The 21,556-nt window shown below is 75.2% G+C and carries 13 protein-coding genes; 9 read left to right on the top strand and 4 right to left on the bottom strand.

The window, feature by feature from the left end; translation table 11 throughout:
* The first annotated feature begins 41 nt into the window (after positions 1-41).
* Together M0638_RS03040 and M0638_RS03035 are read left to right on the top strand one after the other, a co-directional pair.
* Positions 42-1,919: an autotransporter assembly complex protein TamA gene (locus M0638_RS03040; protein ID WP_248665483.1), complete on the top strand. Its 1,878-nt coding sequence runs from the start codon at positions 42-44 to the stop codon at positions 1,917-1,919.
* Positions 1,919-5,752: a translocation/assembly module TamB domain-containing protein gene (locus tag M0638_RS03035; RefSeq protein WP_248665482.1), complete on the top strand. Its 3,834-nt coding sequence runs from the start codon at positions 1,919-1,921 to the stop codon at positions 5,750-5,752. Before M0638_RS03040 ends, M0638_RS03035 begins: the two co-directional genes overlap by 1 nt.
* Before the next feature lie 39 nt (positions 5,753-5,791).
* On the opposite strand, the gene rnd is transcribed toward M0638_RS03035, so the two are convergent.
* On the bottom strand, positions 5,792-6,976 hold the full coding sequence (gene rnd, locus M0638_RS03030) for a ribonuclease D (protein WP_248665481.1): 1,185 nt from the start codon (positions 6,974-6,976) through the stop codon (positions 5,792-5,794).
* Positions 6,977-7,395: 419 nt separating this feature from the next.
* Between rnd and M0638_RS03025 the strand changes: the two genes are divergently transcribed.
* Together M0638_RS03025 and M0638_RS03020 are read left to right on the top strand one after the other, a co-directional pair.
* A complete protein-coding gene (locus M0638_RS03025; protein ID WP_248665480.1) occupies positions 7,396-8,373 on the top strand; it encodes a D-2-hydroxyacid dehydrogenase family protein in 978 nt (325 codons plus the stop codon).
* A 218-nt stretch (positions 8,374-8,591) separates the two neighbouring features.
* Positions 8,592-9,362, top strand: a complete 771-nt coding sequence (locus M0638_RS03020) for an SDR family NAD(P)-dependent oxidoreductase (protein WP_248665479.1) — start codon at positions 8,592-8,594, stop codon at positions 9,360-9,362.
* Positions 9,363-9,525: 163 nt separating this feature from the next.
* On the opposite strand, the gene M0638_RS03015 is transcribed toward M0638_RS03020, so the two are convergent.
* Positions 9,526-10,557 carry a LacI family DNA-binding transcriptional regulator gene (locus tag M0638_RS03015; RefSeq protein WP_248665478.1) on the bottom strand — a complete coding sequence of 344 codons (1,032 nt, stop codon included), beginning with the start codon at positions 10,555-10,557 and terminating at the stop codon, positions 9,526-9,528.
* A 163-nt stretch (positions 10,558-10,720) separates the two neighbouring features.
* On the opposite strand from M0638_RS03015, the gene ptsP reads away from it, so the two are divergent.
* The 3 genes from ptsP (at position 10,721) to M0638_RS03000 (ending at position 16,254) form a co-directional block, all read left to right on the top strand.
* The gene (ptsP, locus tag M0638_RS03010; RefSeq protein ID WP_248665477.1) at positions 10,721-13,258 is read left to right on the top strand and encodes a phosphoenolpyruvate--protein phosphotransferase; all 2,538 of its coding nucleotides are present in this window, start codon (positions 10,721-10,723) and stop codon (positions 13,256-13,258) included.
* Positions 13,255-14,208 (top strand): 1-phosphofructokinase, encoded by a 954-nt coding sequence (gene pfkB / locus M0638_RS03005; RefSeq protein ID WP_248665476.1) that lies wholly within the window; start codon positions 13,255-13,257, stop codon positions 14,206-14,208. The genes ptsP and pfkB overlap by 4 nt, the downstream gene beginning before the upstream one ends.
* 318 nt (positions 14,209-14,526) lie before the next feature.
* Positions 14,527-16,254 (top strand): fructose-specific PTS transporter subunit EIIC, encoded by a 1,728-nt coding sequence (locus M0638_RS03000; RefSeq protein WP_248665475.1) that lies wholly within the window; start codon positions 14,527-14,529, stop codon positions 16,252-16,254.
* A gap of 99 nt (positions 16,255-16,353) precedes the next feature.
* Here the strand turns inward: M0638_RS03000 and M0638_RS02995 are convergent, their stop codons facing one another.
* Positions 16,354-17,346: a sterol desaturase family protein gene (locus tag M0638_RS02995; RefSeq protein WP_248665474.1), complete on the bottom strand. Its 993-nt coding sequence runs from the start codon at positions 17,344-17,346 to the stop codon at positions 16,354-16,356.
* 686 nt (positions 17,347-18,032) lie between these two features.
* On the opposite strand from M0638_RS02995, the gene M0638_RS02990 reads away from it, so the two are divergent.
* The gene (locus M0638_RS02990; RefSeq protein WP_248665473.1) at positions 18,033-18,239 is read left to right on the top strand and encodes a hypothetical protein; all 207 of its coding nucleotides are present in this window, start codon (positions 18,033-18,035) and stop codon (positions 18,237-18,239) included.
* 575 nt (positions 18,240-18,814) lie between these two features.
* Here the strand turns inward: M0638_RS02990 and M0638_RS02985 are convergent.
* Positions 18,815-19,528: an alpha/beta fold hydrolase gene (locus tag M0638_RS02985; protein WP_248665472.1), complete on the bottom strand. Its 714-nt coding sequence runs from the start codon at positions 19,526-19,528 to the stop codon at positions 18,815-18,817.
* A gap of 423 nt (positions 19,529-19,951) precedes the next feature.
* Between M0638_RS02985 and M0638_RS02980 the strand changes: the two genes are divergently transcribed.
* Positions 19,952-21,556, top strand: a 1,605-nt coding sequence (locus M0638_RS02980) for a DEAD/DEAH box helicase (protein ID WP_408902846.1), incomplete at its 3' end; no start/stop codon positions are given.

Raw genomic sequence — 21,556 nt, 5'->3', positions numbered from 1 at the left:
AGTTCACGCCGGGAATCGGGGGTGGATTGCAGGATGACGATGTGCCGGCCCGTCATACGCTGAAGCGCATCGCCCTGCCTTTCTGCCTGATGCTCGGCATGGCGCGCGCGCAGGAGGCACCCGCCCCCGCGGAGCCCGGCACGGTTCCCTACACCATCGAGATCACGACGCCCGAGGGTTCCGACCTCGGCGACCCGCTGCGCGCCAGCTCGCAGCTCGTGCAATTGCGCGAGCGGGCGCCGACCAGCGCGCTCGGCGTGATCGGCCGCACCCAGGCCGACCTGCCGCGGCTCGACGCGGTGCTGCGCTCGGAAGGCTACTACGCCAGCCGCATCCTGGTCTCGGTGGATGGCCGGCCGCCGGACGCGCCGAATCTGGTCGAGCAGCTCCAGCCCGGCCGCAGCGTGCCGATCCGGATCACCGTGGAGCCCGGGCCGCGCTACACGATGGGCCGCATCCTGGTGCGCGCCGCCGGCACGCCCATGCCCTCCCCCGAGGCGCGGGAGGCGGTGGCCGAGGCCGCCGACCGCCCCTTCGGCATCGCCGAGGGCGACCCCGCCCGCGCCGCCGCCGTGCTGGACGCCGAATCGACCCTGGTCGAGCGGCTGCGCCAGAGCGGCCACCCCTTCGCCGCCGCCGCCCCGCGCGACGCGGTGGTGGACCACAACACCCGCACCATGGACGTGACCTACGTCCTCGCCCCCGGGCCGGTGGCGAATTTCGCCCGGCCCCTGGTCACCGGGCAGACCCGCGTCAGCACCGCGCTGCTCGACCACATCGCCGGGCGCATCACCGACCGGCAGTTCAGCCCGCTGCTGCTGGACCGCACCCGGCGCCAGCTCAACGCGCTCGGCGTGTTCGACAGCGTGCAGGCCCGCGCCGCCGAGCGGCTGGACGAGTCGGGGCGCCTGCCCGTGACCTTCGTGGTGGAGGAGCGCAAGCGCCGCGCCCTCGGCTTCACCGCCGCCTACGAGACGAATTTCGGCCCCACCGGGCAGGTCTACTGGGAGCACCGCAACCTGTTCGGCGGCGCCGAGCGGCTGCGGCTGGAGGCGGAGGTGTCGCGCCTCGGCTCCGGCGGCGGCACCAGCCGCTCGAACTTCCGCACCACCGCCAACCTGCGCTTCCCGAACCTGTTCAACAGCGACTACGCGCTGGTCACCGAGATCTCCTACCTGCGCCAGCGCCTGGAGGCCTACGACCGCGACGCCGTCGCCGGCTCGGCGCTGCTGGAGCGGCGCATCACCGACCAGCTCGTGCTCCAGGGCGGCCCGACCTTCGACATCGGCCGCACCGGGCGCGACGGCAACTGGACCTCCTACTCGCTGGTCGGCGTGCAGCTCGGGGCGCGCTACGACAGCACCGACAACCCGCTGAACCCGACGCGGGGCATCAAGGCGGGCGCCAACGTCACGCCCTACTACGAGCTGCGCGGCGGCGAGACCTTCGTGCGCATGCGGCTCGACGCCTCCACCTATTTCGACCTGTGGGGGGATACGGGCTCGATCGTCGCGGTGCGCGGCGCCCTGGGCTCGGTGCCCGGCGCCGACCGCGACGCGCTGCCCTACCACATGCGCTACTACGCCGGCGGCGGCGGCTCGGTGCGCGGCTACGACTTCCAGTCCATCGGGCCGCGCGATTCCCGCAACCGGCCGCTCGGCGGCGCCAGCCTGGTGGAGGCCAGCGTGGAACTCCGGCAGCGCATCCGCGGACCGCTCGGCATGGCCCTGTTCGTCGATGCCGGCGCGGTGGGCGACAACCCGACGCCCACCTTCTCCAACCTGCGCGTCGGCGCCGGCGCGGGCGTGCGCTACCTGACGCCGATCGGGCCGATCCGCGCCGACTTCGCCCTGCCCTTGCAGAAGCAGGAGGGCAGCTCGGGCTACGGGATCTATGTCGGGCTGGGGCAGGCCTTCTGATGCGACGCTTCCTCCGGGGTACCGGACGCTTCCTGCTGCGCCTGCTCGGCGTGCTCGTCACCACCGTGACGGCGCTGCCGATGCTGGCGCTGATCGCCGTGGCGGGCGGGCTCTCCTGGGTGAACAGCCCCTCGGGGCAGGCGATGCTGGTGCGGCTCGCCAACGAGCAGGTGCCGGGGATGACGCTGGAGGGGCTTTCCGGCCCGCTGCCGGCGGGTGTCGGCATCGGCCGGCTGGTCATGGCCGATGCGAAGGGGCCGTGGCTGGAGCTGGACGACGCCCGGCTCGGCCTCGACTGGCTGGCCCTGGCGACGAAGCGGGAGGCGCGGATCGAGGTGGTCGCCGCCCGCCGGCTGCGGCTCGACCGGCTGCCGGAGAGCGAGACCCCGGCCGAGCCGGAGCCGTCGGGCGGCGGCGGCTTCTCCCTGCCGCGGCTTCCCCTGGCCGTGCGCCTGGACCGGCTGGCGGTGGACCGGATCGAGCTGGGCGAGGCGGTGGCCGGCCATGCCGCCGTGCTCTCCGTCAACGGCAACGCCGCGCTGGCGGACGGTGCCGCGCGGGCGCAACTCGCCCTGCGCCAGCTCGACGCCCCGGCCGGCCTCAGCCTCGACCTCGACGCCGACCTGAACGGCGAGCGGCTGGACGCGAAGGCGCGGCTGCGCGAGCCGCCGGGCGGGCTGGTCTCCGGCCTGGTCGGGCTGCCGGGGCGCCCGACCTCGCTCGACCTCGACCTTTCCGGTCCGGCCTCCGGCGCCGATCTGCGGATCGCCGCCGCCATCGGGCCGGACGTGACGCTGAACGCGCGGGGCACGGTGCACGCCTCGACGGACGGCGCGGCGGGCGGGCGGCTGGAGGGGCGGCTGGTCGGCACGCCGCTGATCCCGGAGAATCTCCGCGCCCTGGTCCCCGGCGTGGACTTCCTGCTCGACGCCGACCTCGCCGCCGACCAGACCGTGACGCTGCGCGAGGCGCGCGTGGCGCTGCCGGCGGCAAGGCTGCTCGCATCCGGCACGGTCGGCCTGCCGGCGCAGTCGCTCGACCTGCGGGCGCATCTCGACCTGGACGAGGCGGCGAAGCTGCGGCCGCTGGTGCCCGAGGGCTTCCGCTGGCGCAACTGGCAGGCGGACGCCACGATCGGCGGCAGCTTCGCCACGCCGCGCCTGGTGCTGGACGCGAAGCCGGACGGCTTCGCCAGCGGCATCCCGGCGCTGGACGCGGCGCTGGGCGCCGCCCCCGCCATCAGCCTCGCCGCGACGCCCGAGCAGGTGGAGCGGCTGACGGTGCGCGGCCAGCGCGCCGAGCTTGCCGCCGAGGGCCGCATCGCCGACCCGCTGGATGCCCGCTTCACCCTCGACGTGCGCGACCTGTCGGGGCTGCAACCCGGCACCGCCGGCACGCTGCACGCCGAGGGCACGGCGACCGGGCCGCGCGACGACCCGACCGTGGAGGTGCGGCTGAACGGCGAAGGGCTGGTCGTCTCCGGCCAGAGCCTCGGCGCGCCGCGCCTCTTCGCGCGGGTCGAGACGCCGGTCTCGGCGCCGCGGGTCCGGCTCGACCTGGAGGGCCGCTACCGCGACCTGCCGGTGACGGCCGCGGTGCGCGGCAACCCGGATGGCGAGCGGCTGCGGCTGGAGCCCTCCGAGGTGCGCTTCGGCCCGGCCCGGCTGACCACCTCGGGCGTGTTCGACCCCGCGACCACGCTCTACGAGGGCGAGCTGCGGCTGGAGGCCGACGACCTGTGCCCGCTCGCCCGCCTCGCCGGGCAGGACATCGCCGGGCGGCTGCTGCTCACCGCGAAGCTCGACGCCGATGCGCGGCGCCAGCAGCGCATCGACGCGCGGCTGGAGACGCCGGGCCTCACCGTGCCCGGCTCCGGCCCGGCGCAGCTCGCGGCGACGGCGCGCGGCACGCTGGACGACATGAGCTTCACCGTGGAAGGGCGCGGCGCCGGCGCCAATGCCGCGATCCGCGGCGGCGTGGCGGCGGCGGCCGGCGGCCGGCGCGTCGAGCTGGCGCAGATGCAGCTCGGCTACGGCCAGGACAGCGTGCGCCTCGCCGCGCCGGCCCGGCTGCTGCTGCGCGACGACGGCGCCGTGGTGGCCGAATCCCTGACCCTCACCACCAACCGGGGCGGCACGCTGCGCGCCAGCGGCAATTGGGGGCCGAGCCGCGCCGACCTGCGCGTCGTGCTCGACCGGCTGCCGGCCGCGATCGCCAACGGCTTCGCGCCCGACACGCCGCTCCAGGGCACGCTGAACGCCGACCTGCGCGTCACCGGCGAGACCTCGGCACCGCAGGTGCAGGGCACGCTGCGGGCGGACGGCCTGCGCGTCACCGCGCCCTGGTCGCAGGGGCTGCCCTCGGTCGATCTGCGCGCCGAGGTGCAGGGCAGCCAGAGCGCCGCCCAGGTGAGCGCCACGGTGAATGCCGGGCGCGGCACCAGCCTGCGCGCCACGGCGCGGCTGCCGAACGGCTTCGCGCCGGCCTCGCCGCTCGCCGCGACGCTGGACGGCAATGCCGACCTCGCCCCGCTCGCCGCCCCCTTCCTCGCCGCCGGCGCCGACCGCTTCACCGGGCGGCTGGCGCTGGCGCTGCGCGTCGCCGGCACGGTGGGGGCGCCGCAGATCGGCGGCCAGGCGACGCTCTCGAACGGCGAGTACCGCAACCTCGCCCACGGGGTGCGGGTGGTGAACCTGCGCGGCACGGTCTCGGCGGCGGGCGGCACCCGGCTGGCGGTGCGGCTCGACGCCGGCACCCCGAACGGCGGCACGCTCGGCGTGCAGGGCTCGCTCGACCCGATGGTGCCGGGAATCCCGATGGACCTCGCCGTCACCGCCCGCAACGCCGCCCCCGTCTCCGGCGATTTCGGCACCGGCACCTTCAACGCCGACCTGCGCGCGACCGGCGAGGCCACCGGCGCCTCCCGCATCGCCGGCACGATCCGGCTGCTCGGCGCCGAGCTGCGCATCCCCGAGAACCTGCCCCCCTCCGTGCGCGAGCTGCCGGTGCGCGAGCGCGGCACGCCGCCGCCCGGCACGCGGCGGCCGCCCCCGCCGCCGCCGCCCGCCGCCGCGGTGCCGGCGCCGCCCATGGCGCTCGCCATCCAGTTCCAGGCGCCGCAGGGCGTGTTCGTGCGCGGGCGCGGCATCGAGGTGGAGCTGGGCGGGCAGCTCGCGATCGGCGGCACCGCCGCCGCGCCCTCGATCGACGGGCGGCTGGATCTGCGCCGGGGCACGATCGACATCGTCACCAAGCGAATCAGCTTCACGCGCGGGGTGATGCAGTTCCACCCGGGCTCGATCCTGCCGGAGCTGGACCTGCTCGCCACCGCCCCGGCGAGCGACGCGACGCTGTTCGTCAAGGTGGAGGGCTCGCCCAACGACCCGAAGGTCACCTTCTACTCGCAGCCCGAGCTGCCGCAGGACGAGGTGCTGGCGCGGCTGCTGTTCAACCAGCCCTCGGGCCGCCTCTCGCCCTTCCAGCTCGCGCAGATCGCGCAGCTCGTGGCCGGGCAGACCGGGCTGATCGGCGAGGGCAGCGACGGCATCTTCGCCCGCATCCGCCGCTTCCTCTCGCTCGACACGCTCGGCGTCGCCTCGGGCAACACCGCGGGCGCGAGCAGCACCGCCGGCAACCGCTCCGACGTGCCGGCGCTGGAGGCGGGGCGCTACATCGGCCAGGGCGTCTATGTCGGGGTGCAGCAGGGCGCGGATGCGGGCTCGACGCGCGTGCAGGTGCAGGTGGACCTGGCGCCGCGGCTGCGCCTGCAGGCGGGGGCCGGGGCGGGGGCGGCGGGGCAGCGCGTGGGGCTGTCCTACGAGTACGAGTACTGACGCCGGCTTCCCGCCGTCGCGCGGCGCATGGGCGGGGGGCTACCCCGCGGTGATCAGCCGCACCTTGCGCCCGTCCACGCCCAGCGCCAGCCGCCCCTCGCGCAGCGCCAGCGCCGCCTCGCCGTACACCTCGCGCCGCCAGCCGTGCAGCACCGGCAGGTCGCCCGCCTCGCCGGCGGCGAGGCGCTCCAGCTCGTCCGTGCTGGCCAGCAGCTTGGGGGCGACGTGGTGCTCCTCGCTCTTGGCGGCCAGCAGCACCTTGAGCAGCGCCACCAGCGCCGGCGAGGGCGAGGGCCCGGCCCGCTCGCGCGGCGGCTCCGGCATCTCGGCATCCGGCAGCGCCTTGGCCGCCGCGATCGCGGCCAGCAGCGAGGCGCCGCTCTTGCCCTCGGCGAAGCCCTTGCCGATGCCGCGCGCCCGGCCGAGCTCGGCCGCGCTCTCCGGGGCGGTCGCCGCGATCTCCAGCAGCGTCTCGTCCTTCACCAGCCGCCCGCGCGGGATGTTGACGCGCTGCGCCTCCCGCTCGCGCCAGGCGGCGGCGGCGCGCAGCACGCCGAGGAAGCGGCGGTTGTGCGTGCGCGGCCGCAGCTTCTCCCACACCGCCTCCGGGTCCGGGCGGTAGGTGGCGGGATCGGCCAGCACCGCCATCTCCTCGGCCACCCAGTCGAGCCGCCCCTCGCGCTCCAGCCGGGAACGGAGGCCGGTGTAGACGGCGCGCAGATGCGTCACGTCGGCGGCGGCATAGGCGATCTGCGAGGGCGAGAGCGGCCGCGCCGCCCAGTCGCTGAAGCGGTGCGCCTTGTCGATCTGCGCGTTGGCCAGCGCCCGGACGAGGCCGTCATAGCTGACCTGGTCGCCGAAGCCGGCCACCATCGCCGCCACCTGGGTGTCGAACAGCGGCGCCGGCACGGCGCCGAACTTGAGCAGGAAGATCTCCACGTCCTGCCGCGCCGCGTGGAACACCTTCACCACGGCCGGGTCCGCCAGCAGCGCGCCGAGCGGGGCGAGGTCGAGATCCGGCGCCAGCGCGTCGATCACCGCCACCTCGTGGTCGCCCGCGAGCTGCACGACGCAGAGCTCGGGCCAGTAGGTCCGCTCGCGCATGAATTCGGTGTCGACGGTGACGAACCGCTCCTGTCGCAGCCGCTCGCAGAGGGCGGCCAGCGCATCGGAGGTGGCGATCAGGGCGGGGTTGCGGAACGCATCGGCAGGCCGTCGACTCATGGAAAGCTTGTACAGGCAGTGGTGCGGGGGGGAAAGCGCGCTCGGGGCGGGGGTGGACCGCGCCGGATGCCGTGCCGGCACGGCATTCCTGCCCCCCCTGGCCCGCCCCCCTGGCCCGCCCCCCTGGCCCGCCCCCCCTGGCCCCCCCTGGCCCGTTGCCTCGGCACCGCGCGCCGATCCGGCGAGCCGGGCCGGCGAACCGCCCCGTTCCCGGCGGCCCGGATGCCGGCGCCGCCGCCGCGGCGGCGGCGCCGGCCCCGCCCCGGCCGGGCGCCGCGCGCGCCGCCACCTCGCCCCGTTTACGTCGCCGCCGCCCGGCGACATGCTGGCCGGGAGACAACAGGCGGGGGGAAGCAGGCGCCCGGCCGGCCACCGGCCCGCCGACGCGCCCCGCCGGGAAGCGGACGGACCCAGCGCGCATGCAGATCGCGATCCTCGACGACTACCAGGATGCCTTCCGCCAGCTCGACGCCGCGAAGCGTCTGGCCGGGCACCAGGTCACGGTGTTCCACGACACCCCGCCCGACGCGGCCGCCCTGGCCGAGCGCCTCGAACCCTTCGACGCCATCGTGCTGCTCCAGCAGCGCACCGCCCTGTCGCGCGCGGTGATCGAGCGCCTGCCGAACCTGCGCTTCATCAGCCAGACCGGCCGCAACCTCGGCCATCTCGACGTGGCGGCGCTGACCGAGCGCGGCATCCCGGTCTCGGCCGGCGGCTCCGGCGGGCCGCACCCGACGGCGGAGCTGGCCTGGGGGCTGATCCTCGCGGCGCTGCGCCACATCCCGTCCGAGGTGGACCGGCTGAAGGGCGGGCAGTGGCAGGGCTCGGTCGGCACCGGGCTGCACGGCAGGACGCTAGGCATCTACGCCTTCGGCCGCATCGGCAGCCTCGTCGCCGCGGTGGGGCGCGCCTTCGGCATGCGCGTGCTGTGCTGGGGCCGCGAGGGCTCGCTCGCCCGCGCGCGCGAGGCGGGGTACGAGGCGGCGGCGAGCCGCGAGGAATTCTTCGCCGCCGCCGACGTGCTCTCGCTGCACATCCTCTCGACGCCCGAGACGCGCGGCATCGTCACCGCGGCGGACCTGGCGCGGATGAAGCCCGATGCGCTGCTGGTCAACACCAGCCGCGCCACGATCATCGAGCCCGGCGCGCTGGTGGCGGCGCTCCAGGCCGGCCGCCCCGGCCACGCCGCCGTCGACGTGTTCGCGCAGGAGCCGGTGCTGGGCGCGGCCGATCCGCTGCTGCACCTGCCCAACGCGCTCTGCACGCCGCATCTCGGCTACGTGGAATGGGGCACGCTGCGCTCGCTCTACGACGCGGCGGTGGCGCAGCTCCTCGCCTACGCGGCGGGCGCGCCGATCAACGTGGCGAACCCGGCGGCGCTGCCGCAGCGCGGCTGAGCGACGGGCGGGCGCGACCGGGCCGGCCCTCCGGGTGCCGCGTGACGGGCGCGGCATGAGGGACACGGCGTGACGGGTACGGCGTGACGGGCCGTGCGCCGCCCCACACGCCGCCGGGCGCCGGACACCCGCGCCCCATCCCGCCGCCCGGACGGCCGCTTGCCGCCGCCGCCGCGCCGGTGGTTACATCGCCGCCAACGACAGGGGGAGGAACGGCCATGGCCGACGCAACGCAGCCGCTGGCCGGCTTCTCGCTGGCCGGCCGGGTGGCGCTCGTCACCGGCGCCAACGGCGTGCTGGGCGCGCATTTCGCGCGGGTGCTGCACGGCGCCGGCGCCCGGCTGGTGCTGGCGGCGCGCCGGCCGGCGACGCTGGCCGGGCTCGCCGACGAGCTGGGCGCGCTGGCCGTGCCGCTCGACGTCACCGATCCCGCCGGCATCCCCCGCGCCTTCGACGCCGCCGAGGTCGAGCTGGGCGTGCCCGACATCCTGGTCAACAACGCCGGCATCGCCGTCACGAAGCCCTTCCTCCAGCAGGGCGTCGAGGACTGGGACGCGGTGCTGGACGTGGACCTGCGCGGCGCCTTCCTGGTGGGGCAGGAGGCGGCGCGGCGGCTGGTGGCGGCGAAGCGGCCGGGCTCGATCGTCAACGTCGCCTCGATCCTGGGCGAGCGGGTGATCGCGGGCGTCGCGGGCTACACCGCCGCCAAGGCCGGGCTGCTGCAACTCACGCGGCAGATGGCGGTGGAGCTGGCGCGGCACGGCATCCGCGTCAACGCGCTGGCGCCGGGCTACGTCGCCACGGCGATCAACGCGGAATTCTTCGCCTCGGAGGCCGGGCAGGCCATGGTGCGGCGGGTGCCGCAGCGCCGGCTGGGGCGGCCGGAGGACCTGACCGGGCCGCTGCTGCTGCTCGCCTCCGACGCCGGGGCGCACATGACCGGGGCGACGCTGACGGTCGATGGCGGGCACTCGATCGGCGGCATCTGAGGGATGCCCGGGCCCGCCGGGGCGTCCCTCCTCGGGAAGGCCCCGCGTCATACGGGGCCGCACGAGCGCGGACCCCTATGCCTCGCCGGTTCGGCGCGCGGCCGCCCCGCCAGCCCCGCGCGCGATACCGGCCGGCACAGGCCGGGACCCGTGCGGGCCGGCCTCAGGCCTCGGCCCGCGCCGGCGCCGTCGAGCCCCTGGCCACGCAGCGACCGCTCAGCACCACGCGGCGCGTGGGCGCCTCCGGCTGCTCCAGCCGCTCCAGCAGCATGGTCATGGCGGTGCGGCCGATCGCCTCCACCGGCTGCTCGATCACGGTCAGCCCCGGCCCGACCAGCTCGGTCCAGCCATCGTTGTCGAATCCCGCCACGGCGAGGTCGTCCGGCATGGCGCAGCCCGCCGCGCGCAGCGCCCGCACCACGCCCATCAGCAGCAGCCCGTTGCTCGCCACCACGGCGTCCGGCCGGTCGGCCGAGGCCAGCCAGCGGCGCACCGCCGCCTCCGCCGGCGCCACCGCCGGCATCACGAATTCCGCCCGCGCCGGCAGGCCGAGCGCCGCCAGCGCCTCGGCATAGCCGGCATGCCGCTCGATGCCCGTGGTGCTGCGGCTGCCGAACAGCCCGGCGATGCGCCGGAAGCCCTGCGCGTGCAGGTGCCGCGCCAGGACGGCGCCGGCCTCGCGGTTGTCCAGCACCACGGCATCGTGGACCCCGCCCGGCACGGCGCGGTCGATCAGCACCACGGGGAATTCCAGGCGCTGCCGGGCCAGGCGGCCGGCGGTCTCGCGGGTCGGCGCGAAGATGGCACCCGTCACCCGCTCGTCCTGCATCAATTGCAGGTAGATCGCCTCCTTCTGGGGGTCCTCGTCGGTGTTGCAGAGGATCACCCGCAGCCCGGCCTTGTAGGCCACCTCCTCCACGGCGCTGCTGAGCGTGGTGAAGAAGGGATTGCGGATGTCGGCGACGATCAGCCCCACCGTCCAGGAATGGCGCGAGCGCAGACGCCGGGCGGCGAGGTTGGGGCGGTAGCCGGTGGCCTGCACCGCCGCCTCCACCCGCTCGCGCAGCGCCTCGCTCACCGGCACCCGCGACAGCACGCGCGAGACGGTGGCCGGCGACACCCCGGCGAGGCGCGCCACCTCCTTGATCCCGCCGGTCTTGGCCCCGACCGGCGTGGAGCCTGGAATGCTTTTCACGGGTGACGACCCTCCCGAGGCCCGGAGATTCCTTGGCACTTCAGCCAACTTCCCACAAGAGGCAGGTTTTCCGACGATGCCATCACGAAATGCTTGACAGGAATCCTGAAAACGTTTTCCAGATAGGCAGGATGGGATCGAAAGTCGGGGAGGGCCGTTCGCCATGGTGTCCATCGCACCAGCCGCGTTGCTGCCGGCGCAATTCATCCGCCTGGACGCCAGCCCGGCGGACAAGGCGGCGGCGATCCGCGAGGCCTGCCAGCTCCTGGCCGCCGGCGGCTGCGTCGATCCGGCCTATGCCGACAGCATTCTCCGGCGCGAGGCAGTGGCGAACACCTTCCTCGGCCACGGCGTCGCCATCCCGCACGGCATGGTGGACGACCGCCACCTCGTGCGGCGCGACGGCATCGCCGTGCTCCAGGTGCCGGCCGGGCTGGACTGGAATCCGGGCCAGGCCGCGCATCTCGTCGTGGCGATCGCGGCGCGCTCCGACACCCATATCGACATCCTCCGCCGCCTGACCCGGCTGATCCAGGACGAGGCGCGGCTCGCGGCGCTGTTCCGCACCGCCGATCCCGCCGCCATCGCCGCCGCGCTGGGCGAGGACGCCGCCACCCCCGCCGCCGCGCCGGCCGGGGACCTCACCGAGCGCCTCGACTGGGTGGTGGACTACCCGACCGGCCTGCATGCCCGCCCGGCCGCGGCCTGGGTGGAGGCGGCGCGGCAGTCCGGCGTCCGCCTCCAGGTCCGCCACGGCAACGAGGCGGCGGACCCGCGCAACCTCGTGGCCCTGCTCCAGCTCGGGCTGAAGGCGGGCGACGCCGTCACCCTCTCCGCCGCCGGCACCGACGCCGCCGCCGCGCTGCGCCGCTTCCGGGGCGTGGTCGAGGGGCTCTCCGCCGCCGAGAAGGCCGGCGCGGCGCTGGCCGCCGAGCGCGCCGCCGCCGCCCCCGTCCAGGGCTGGACCCCGCCCGGACCGTCCGGCGCCACCGCGGTCGCCGGCCTGCCCGCCAGCCCCGGCCTCGCCATCGGCACGCTGCACGTCCTCGCCGCCGCCGAGCCGGCGGTGCCCGACGACCCCGTGCCGCTCACCGAGGGCGGCAACCGGCTGCACGCCGCCATCACGGCCACCCGGCAGCAATTGGCGGCGATGGTGGACGACGTGACGCGCCGCCTCGGCGCCGCCGACGCCGCCATTTTCCGGGCGCAGGGCGAGCTGCTGCAGGACACCGACCTCATCACCCTCGCCTGCCAGCTCATGGTGGCGGGGCACGGCGTCGCCTGGTCCTGGTGGCAGGCGGTGGAGCAGATGGCCGGGCAGCTCGCCGCGCTCGGCAACCCCGTCCTCGCCGCCCGCGCCGCCGACCTGCGCGACGTCGGCCGGCGCGTGCTGACCCGCATCGACCCCTCGCTCGAAGCCGGCTCGCTGGCCGAGCTGCCGCCGCATCCCTGCATCGTCGTCGCGGCCGACCTGTCGCCCTCCGACACCGCCGGGCTCGACATGGAGCGCGTGGTGGGGCTGGCGACGGCGCAGGGCGGGCCGACCTCGCACACCGCCATCCTGGCGCGCACCCTCGGCCTGCCGGCCGCCGTCGCCTGCGGGCCGGAGGTGCTGGCGCTGCGCAACGGCGCCACGGCCATCGTGGACGGGCAGGCGGGCCGGCTCTGGCTCGACCCCTCCCCCGCCGACCTCGCCTCCGCCCGCGCCTGGATCACGGCACTCGCCGCGCAGCGCGCCGAGGAGGCCGCCCAGCGCGCCCTGCCCGCCCGCACGCGGGACGGCCACACGGTGGCGATCGGCGCCAACGTCAACCGGCCGGACCAGGTGCCGCTGGCGCTCGCCCAGGGCGCCGAGGGCGTCGGGCTGATGCGCACCGAGTTCCTGTTCCTCGAGCGCGGCGACACGCCGACCGAGGAGGAGCAGTTCGAGACCTATCGCGGCATGCTGCGCGCCCTGGAGGGCCGGCCGCTGATCGTGCGCGCCCTCGACATCGGCGGCGACAAGCAGGTGGCGCACCTGGCGCTGCCGCACGAGGAGAACCCGTTCCTCGGCGTGCGCGGCGCGCGGCTGCTGCTGCGCCGGCCGGACCTGCTGGAGCCGCAGCTGCGCGCCCTCTACCGCGCCGCGAAGGAGGCGCCGAACCACGAGGCGCTGCAGATCATGTTCCCGATGATCACCTCGGTGCCCGAGGTGACCCGGCTGCGCGCCGCCTGCGAGCGGGTGCGCGCGGAACTGGACGCCCCCGCCGTGCCGCTCGGCATCATGGTCGAGGTGCCCGCCGCCGCCGCGATGGCGGACATCCTCGCCGAGCACGTCGACTTCTTCTCGATCGGCACCAACGACCTGACCCAGTACACCCTCGCCATCGACCGCCAGAACCCCGACCTCGCCGCCGAGGCCGAGGGGCTGCACCCGGCCGTGCTGCGCCTGATCCGCGCCACGGTGGAGGGCGCGCGGCGGCGGGAGCGCTGGGTCGGCGTCTGCGGCGGGCTGGCCGGGGAGCCGCTGGGGGCGGCGCTGCTGACCGGGCTCGGCGTGAACGAGCTCTCGATGACGCCGCGCGACATCCCGGCGGTGAAGGCGCGGCTGCGCGGCAGCGACGCCGCCGCGCTGCGCGACCTCGCGGACCGCGCCCTGGCGGCCGGGACCGCCGCCGAGGTGCGGGCGCTGGAAGGAACCGCGAGGGAGGGCACGCCATGAGCGGCATCGTCGTCACCGTCACGCCGAACCCCGCGGTGGATGCCACCGTGACGCTGGACGCGCTGCGCCCCGGCGCGGTGCACCGCGCCCGCGCCGTGCGCCACGACGCCGGCGGCAAGGGGGTGAACGTGGCGAGCTGCCTCGCCGACTGGGGCGTGCCGGTCGCCGCCACCGGCTTCCTCGGGGCCGACAACACGGCGATCTTCGAGCGCCTGCTCGCCGCCAAGGGCATCGCCGACCGCTTCGTACGCGTCCCCGGCGAGACGCGGATCAACGTCAAGCTGCTCGATCCGGCCGGCACCACCGACATCAACCTGCCCGGACCTGCCGTGCTGCCCGCCGCCCTGGCCGAGCTGGGTCCGGCCATCACCGACGGCACGGCGCCGGGCGACCTCGTCGTGCTGGCCGGCAGCCTGCCGGTCGGGATCGCGCCCGACACCTACGCCGCGCTGGTCGCGCGGCTGCGCGAGCGCGGGCTGCGCGTGGTGCTGGACGCGAGCGGTCCGGCGCTGGCCGCCGCCCTCGCCGCCGACCGGCTGCCCTGGTGCATCAAGCCCAACCGGCACGAGCTGGAGGAGTGGGCGGGCGCGCCGCTGCCGACCCTGACGGAGATCGTGCTGGCGGCGAACGCGCTGCGCGGCCGCGGCATCGGGCTCGTCGTGGTCTCGCTGGGCGAGGAGGGCGCGGTGTTCGTCGCCGCCGAGGGCGCGCTGCGGGCGCGGCTGCCGGCGGTGGGGTCGGGCCGCGACGGCGCGCTGAGCACGGTGGGCGCGGGCGACGCGATGGTGGCCGGGATCGTGGCGGCGCTGCGCGAGGAGGCCGGGCTGGAGCGCGTGGCGCGGCTCGGCACCGCCTTCGCCGTGGCCAAGCTCGGCCGCCCCGGCCCGAACCTGCCGACTCCGGCGGTGGTGGAGGCGCTGTCGGCGCGGGTGGAGATCGCCGCCGCCTGAGCGCCGGCATCCGGCCATCGCTTGCCGGCCATCGTTTGCCGAGCGGACGGGGCGTGCCCGATCGCCCCGTCCGGAACCCGGCAGGCCCCCCGGGGCGTGGCGGCGGGCCGCCCGCCCCGGGCCGGCCTTCCCGGCCTCTCCCCGCGGGGCCGGATTCGCGGGCGGCGTGGCCCGCCGCACCGGCCGCATCGCCCGACCGGCCGACGGAACGCCCGACACGAACGGCGGCGCGGGCGCCGCCTTGGCAACACGAACGGCGGCGCGGGCGCCGCCTTTGGCAACAGGAACCGCGGCCCGCGCGCCGCCTTGGAGAGCAGCATGGCGAAACTCCTGGCCGTGGTGGCCGCCGGCGAGGCGAGCGTGCCCGGCGTGCTGGCCGCCGAGGCGCTGCGCAGCGCCGCCCGCACCCGTCGCCGGGCCATCGAGGTGGAGGTGCGCACCGCCGACGGCGTGCTGAACCCGCTCGACCCCGCGCAGGCCGGGGCCGGCGACGCGCTGCTGCTGGTGGGCCCCGCCAGCAACGACGACGACCGCTTCCCCGGCCTGCCGCGCGCCTCGGCCAGCCTGGAGCAGGTGCTGACCGATGCCGGCGCCGTGCTGGACGGCGTCCCCGCCCCGGCCGAGGTGGCGGCGGAAGCCCCGGCGGCGGCCGCGTCGCGGCGGATCGTCGCCGTCACCTCCTGCCCCACCGGCATCGCGCACACCTTCATGGCCGCCGAGGGGCTGCAGGCCTCGGCGAAGGCGCTCGGCCACGCGATCCGGGTGGAGACGCAGGGCTCGGTCGGCGCGCGCGACACGCTGACGCCCGAGGAGATCGCCGCGGCCGACCTGGTGCTGATCGCCGCCGACCGGCAGGTCGAGCTCGGCCGCTTCGCCGGCAAGCGCGTCTTCCTCTCCGGCACCAAGCCCGCGATCAACGACGGCAAGGCCCTGATCGGCCGCGCCTTCGCCGAGGCCGCCGTGCAGGGCGGCGCCGCAACCGGCGCGACCGCCGCGGCCGCCCCCGCCGAGAAGAAGGCCGGGCCCTACAGGCATCTGATGACCGGCGTCTCCTTCATGCTGCCCTTCGTGGTGGCGGGCGGGCTGCTGATCGCGCTGGCCTTCGCGGTCGGCGGCATCGACGCGGCCGACCCGGCCAGGGGCGGCCGCCTCGCCGCGGCGCTGTTCGAGATCGGCGCCAGGGGCGCCTTCGCGCTGATCGTGCCGGCGCTCGCCGGCTACATCGCCTTCTCGATCGCCGACCGGCCCGGGCTCGCGCCCGGGATGGTCGGCGGCATGCTGGCGGCAGGCCTCGGCGCCGGCTTCCTCGGCGGCATCGCGGCCGGCTTCATCGCCGGCTACGGCACGGACTGGCTGAACCGCCACATCCGCCTGCCCCGCAACCTGGAGGGGCTGAAGCCGGTGCTGATCCTGCCGCTGCTGGGCACGCTGCTCACCGGGCTGCTGATGGTGTTCGTGGTGGGCGTGCCGGTGGCGGCGATCCTGGCCGGGCTGACCGACTGGCTGCGCGGCATGCAGGGCGGCAGCGCCGTGCTGCTCGGCCTGCTGCTCGGCGGCATGATGGCGGTGGACATGGGCGGGCCGGTGAACAAGGCGGCCTACGCCTTCTCGGTGGGGCTGCTCGCCTCGCAGATCTACACGCCGATGGCCGCGACCATGGTCGGCGGCATGGTGCCGCCGCTGGCCGTGGCGCTCGCCACCCGTCTCTTCCCCGCCCGCTTCGCGGCGGAGGAGCGCGAGGCGGGGGCCGCCGCCGCCGTGCTCGGCCTCGCCTTCATCACCGAGGGCGCCATCCCCTTCGCGGCGCGCGACCCGTTCCGGGTGATCCCCTGCATGGTGGCCGGCGCCGCGCTGGCGGGGGCGATCTGCATGGTGGCGGGGGCGGAATTCCGCGTGCCGCATGGCGGCCTGTTCGTGCTGCCGATCCCGAACGCCGTGACGCACATCCTGGCCGTGGTGCTGGCGCTGCTGGCCGGCACGGTGCTGAGCGCGGTGCTGCTCGGCCTGACGAAGCGGCACTCGCCGGTGGCGCCATCGGCCGCCTGACGGGGCCGGGTCCCCGCGCCGGCGGCGCGGCTCCGGCGCGCCCGGGCGATGGTCCGTCCGGTGTCCGGCCGCGCCGCGCGGCACCGGCGGGTGGGCCGGTCAACCCGTCCTGGGCCGCTCGCCGCCGCGCCAGCGCAGGCTGCGCCACACCGCCGCGCCGAGCTGGCGCATCCCGGCCACCTGCTGCTGGAACCAGCTGCCGCGCGTCACCTCCTCCAGCGCCTCGGGGTCGCCGGTGCGCGGGTAGCGGCTGCGGTCGAAGTCGGCGGTACCGAAGATCCAGTCCCAGACCGGGAACAGCACGGCGTAGTTGCGCCCCCGCTCGCCGACGGAGAGCACGCCGTGGTGCAGGCGGTGGAAGCGCGGCGAGACCAGCAGCCGCTCGCCGATCCGCCCGAAGGAGAGGCGGACATTGGCGTGGCTCAGCGCCTCCACCAGCCGGCTCAGCAGCACGATCACCGGGAACTGCGCCGGCGGCACGCCGATCAGCAGCGCCAGCGCGCCGGTCCAGCAGGCGCTGATCACCTCGTCCAGGATGTGGTTCCGGTCGTCGGTCCAGAAGGTCATCTGCTGCTGCGCGTGATGGACGGAGTGCAGCGCCCACCACCAGGGCAGGTGGTGCTGGAGCCAGTGCATGACGTAGGCGCCGAAATCGAGGATCACGAGGTAGAGCAGCAGCGCCAGCAGCGGGTAGTCGCGCAGGCCGGGGATGAGGCTGTCCAGCGTCGGCATCACCAGCCCGTGCCCGACCAGCCAGCCGTTCAGCGCGGACTGGGCGGAGGCGAACGCCACGAAGGCGATCAGCGGCAGCAGGCCGAGCCGGGTGAGCAGCGTGTAGGCCACGTCGCTCCAGACCACGCGCCGGTCCGCCCAGCGCTCCACCGGCCGCCACGCCTCCAGCGGCCGGCAGACGGCGTAGACCACCAGCACCTGCACCAGCCCGAAGAAGGCGAAGCCGGTCCAGTCGAAGGCGTCCTCCGCCCACTCCATCAGGCCGAGGGCGTAGAGGGCGGGGATGACGGCGCCCTCGAACACCCACTCGATGCTGGCGGTGTAGGCGCCGGAAAGGGCGGCATAGAGGTCGTTCAGCATGGCGGCATCCTACACCGGCGGCGCGCCGGACACATGATCGGCGGATGACGCGGGCTTTCGGCGTTGCGCCGCCGTCACTGTCCGCCGCCGCCGCCGCCGGCACCCCTCCCCCGGGTCCTGTCCACTCCTCCGGGCCGGCCCATGCGCCGATGCCCCGACCGCTTCGCCCCGTCGCGCCGGCCGGATCGCTGCCGGGGGAGCGACTGCCCCGCCAGCCTTCCGACATCGCCGTGGCATCGCCGCCACAGATGCCGGCGACGGATGGCCGGCACCGGATTCCACGCGCGGCGACGGGCCGCATCGAGCAGTGTATCCGGCGTGGGCTGCGCGGCGCGGGCCTCTTGCATCGGGAGGGAGTGCCGCAAAGTAGCAGCGATCCTTCGGCGCGCCTCCACAACCCGGAATCCTCATCACGCCCAGGAAACAACCGGTGCCGGCCAGCCTGAATCCGTTCGAAACGAAGTGCTTTCCCCGCAGGAGAAATACTCCAGAATTTTAGTCGTGATCTTTTTTTGTCGGCATGCCGCCCGGCGCCAACAATATTCCCGAGGTTATGGATGCCACGTAATGCATTTGGCAACGACCAGTGTCTTGAAGTTAACCTGTTCGCTAGTGCAGTATGCCGCGAGACGCATCCTTGAGTTGTATTTTCTGTGTTGATGCCTTGGATCGGTGGGGAGCAACCGATGAACGATCTGCCTCGTCAGGTGGCATTGCGCCGACTCGAGACAGTAGAGATGAATGCCCGCACGCGGACACAGGAGCCGGTCCAGTCCATGCTCGCGCTGCGGGTGGTTGACTACCTTCGGGCGATCCTGACGGGCGAGTTGCACACCCCCGAGGACGAGGTCGAGATGCTGGTTGGCCGCCTTGCCAGGGGCTGGCTCGACTAGGTCGGCTCGCCGGGAAAGGCGAAGGCCGGCCCGTTTCCACGACGAGTCTGTCGGGTGGCCTTCGCCGAGACACTGGGAGCAGCCGCGCGCCCCCGCCACCAGAACTGGCAACTCCATCGATAATTACGCCGAAAGCCTTATCGATGGCATATTGTTGCACGCATAGCGGGAAGACGGATCCGAAACGGACGTCCTGCACCATTGGCGGCCGACCCGAAACCGGGGACGGAAAACCTGTCCATATGCCGATTTCACCTTTCCATTCGGTTATGTACGGCTTTCCCTCTGAATTCTCTGCCCATGCCCCGACACGCCTGTCGCGGCCGGGGCTCGTCGCCCCCCCCCGGCCGGCCCCGTGCCCGGCGCCCGTGCGGCCATCCTGGCGCGCCTCTGCCCCCGCGGGTGGCCGGCTGGTCGGCGCGAGCCACGCCGGCGCCGCGGACGGCCACGCCCCCTCCCCGACCCGGCATCCCTCCCGGCCGCGAATCGAGGGCCGCCCCCCCGGCGCGCCGGCCCTGCCATCCTCGCCTTTCGGCCATCCTTGCTGGTCGGGAGACGGCGCACAGCCGTCCGCCTCAGGCGGGAGAGGTCGGCGCCAACAGCCAGTCGCGCAGCGCGGCCGCGGTCGCCTCGGGCTGCTCCATCGGCGGCAGATGGCCGCAATGCGCGAACAGCGTCAGCCTGGCACCCGGAATCGCCGAGGCCATCTCCTCGGCCAGTGCCGGCGGCGTCAGCGCGTCGTCCCGGCCGGCCGCGACCAGGGTGGGCACGGCGATGCCCGGCAGGTCAGGCCGCGAATCCGGACGGCCGAGAATCGCGGCCTGCTGGCGCAGGAAGGCGTCGCGCCCGACGCGCCCGGCCATCGCGATCACCGCCTCCCCCACCGGTCCCTCGACCCGGTCCGGATGCACGAGCTGCGGCAGCAGGTGCGGCGTCACGCCCCGGAACCGCCCGCGCCGGGACAGCGACATCAGGCCGCGCCGGCGCCGCGCCTGCTCCTCCGTGTCCGGCCGCGCGGCGGTGTCGAGCAGCGCGAGCCGCGTGACGCGCTCCGGCGCGCGGCGCAGGATCTCGAAGGCGACGTAGCCGCCCATGGACAGCGCGGCCAGCGCGAAGCGGCCCGGCACCATGGCGAGGGCCCGCCCGGCCATGCCGGCGACGGTGTCGTCCCGCGTCAGGTCGGCCACGAGGCCGTCGGCGATGTCGGAGAGCGACGCGCGCGACGAGGCCCAGAGCGCGTCGTCGCACAGCAGGCCGGGCAGCAGCAGCAGGGTCTGTCGGTTCGTCACGGGCGGTTCGTCACGGGCAGAATGTAGGGTACGACGTCGCCGCTGTCCCGAAGCCGCGCCCCGGCCGCCCGGCGGCGGGCGGGAGGATGTGCCGGGACATGGCTGCACGGCTTTCCCCGCCTACGGAAACCCTTGAATTGCCGGTCTCGCTGGCGCATATGCCGGGCGTTTTATGGACCAGGCGACGCCCGGAACCTCCGGGCAAGGGTTTCTCGCCCGTTGCGAGACCGTGCGGTGCGGCACCTCAGGCGGTGCGGTCGGCATCGCGACCGCCGCCTCCCCGAAGGAACCGACTGCCCTGTGACCGACTTGTCCGACACGACCACCCAAGGGGCGGCCGATCCCGAAGCCGATGCCGGGAAAGAGGCCCTGCTGCTGCCCGAGCTGACCCTCGACGTGCAGGGCGCCGACCCGGCCGACGCCATCCTGCTCGACAACGACTTGGACGACCTGCCGGCTTCCGGCCCGCAGGCCGCGCCGACGGTCGCCGACGCGACGCCCGACCTGCCCGTGCCGTCCCCCGCCGCAACGGCCGAGGCTGCCGCTGCCGGGCCCCGCTCGGCCGAGTTCGTGGACGCGACCGCGGCCACCGCGCCCGTCCCGACGGAGACCGCCCCGACGGAGGCGGACGCGGCCGAGCCGCTCGCCCGGGCGAGCGGGGCCACGGCGGCGGCTCACGAGCCCGAGGCCGAACCGGCCCCCCAGGCGACCGGGACCGAGCCGGTGGCCCACGAGTCCGAGGCCGAGCCGGCCACCCGGGCGACCGGGACCGAGCCGGTGGCCCACGAGCCCGAGGCCGAGCCGGCCGAGGACGACGAGGAGGCCGGCGAGGCACCGTCCGCCGAGGCCGAGCCGATCCGCACCCGCTTCGCCGATCTCGGCCTTTCCGAGCCGATCCTGCAGGCGGTGACGGAGACCGGCTACCTCTACCCGACGCCGATCCAGGAGCAGGCGATCCCCGTCGTGCTGATGGGCCGCGACGTGATGGGCGTGGCGCAGACCGGCACCGGCAAGACCGCCGGCTTCACCCTGCCGATGCTGGAGATCCTGGCCAGCGGCCGCGCCAAGGCGCGCATGCCGCGCAGCCTGATCCTGGAGCCGACGCGCGAGCTGGCGCTGCAGGTGGCCGAGAACTTCGTCAAGTACGGCAAGCACCTGAACCTCGTGCACGCGCTGCTGATCGGCGGCGAGAGCATGGGCGACCAGCGCGCCGTGCTGGAGAAGGGCGTGGACGTGCTGATCGCCACGCCGGGTCGCCTGCTCGACCTGTTCGAGCGCGGCCGCATCCTGCTCGCCGACTGCAAGCTGCTGGTGATCGACGAGGCGGACCGGATGCTGGACATGGGGTTCATCCCCGATGTCGAGCGCATCGTCTCGATGCTGCCGCCGCTGCGCCAGACGCTGTTCTTCTCCGCCACCATGGCGCCGGAGATCAAGAAGCTCGCCGACGCCTTCCTGCAGAACCCCAAGGAGATCACCGTCGCGCGCCCGGCCTCGGTCGCGACGACCATCGTCTCCGGCCTCGTCTACGTGCGCGAGCACGACAAGCGCGAGGCGCTGCGCCGGCTGATCCGCAGCGAGGACGTGCAGAACGCGCTGATCTTCTCGAACCGCAAGCGGGACGTCGACGTCCTGTACAAGAGCCTGGCGCGCCACGGCTTCTCGGTGGGCGCGCTGCACGGCGACCTGCCGCAGTCCGTGCGCTTCGCGACGCTGGAGAAGTTCAAGGCCGGCGAGCTGCGGCTGCTGGTCTGCTCCGACGTCGCCGCGCGCGGCATCGACATCGGCGGCCTCTCCCACGTCTTCAACTTCGACGTGCCCTTCCATGCCGAGGACTACGTCCACCGCATCGGCCGGACCGGCCGCGCCGGGCGCGAGGGCCACGCCTTCACCATCGCGACGGCCGACGAGGTGAAGTCGGTGGCGGCGATCGAGAAGCTAATCGGCATGCCGATCCCGCGCATCGAGATCCCCGGCCTCGACCCGATCACCAACGAGGAACTGGCCGAGGCGGCCACCCGCGTCGGC

Origin of the sequence: Roseomonas acroporae (genome assembly GCF_023223525.1) — a bacterium.
Taxonomy (GTDB): domain Bacteria; phylum Pseudomonadota; class Alphaproteobacteria; order Acetobacterales; family Acetobacteraceae; genus Roseomonas_E; species Roseomonas_E acroporae.
Note: the sequence above shows the minus strand (reverse complement) of the source record. Positions and strands in the feature narration are given on the sequence as shown.